At 52.2% G+C, this 324-nt stretch carries 1 protein-coding gene; it reads right to left on the bottom strand.

Annotated features, from left to right (window positions below; translation table 11 throughout):
• Window positions 1-324 (bottom strand): hypothetical protein (locus tag AC6UDG_RS07500; protein WP_500706961.1); only part of this gene is annotated, 324 nt, incomplete at both ends.

Raw genomic sequence — 324 nt, 5'->3', positions numbered from 1 at the left:
GTCCAGCTACGATGCAACCACCAACAGCGTGACCGCAGGGTTGAAAGTGGGCAGCAGTACCTACAGCAGTGTGCAAGAAGCATTGAACAGCATCAATAGTGTTGCTAACAGCGGTTGGAAATTGACTACTACAGCTTCGGGCGGCAGCGTGAGCGGCAGCAAAACGCAAGAAATCCACCCGAGCGACACGGTGACCATTGATGCCGGTAAAAACATTGCCATCACCCAAAACGATGGCAGCATCAGTATCGCCACCAGCGAAACGCCGGAATTCACCAGCGTGAAATTGGGCGATGTTACCAATAATACTACTCTGACCAGCAC

This window comes from Fructilactobacillus sp. X2R1C1 (genome assembly GCF_059901435.1).
Note: the sequence above shows the minus strand (reverse complement) of the source record. Positions and strands in the feature narration are given on the sequence as shown.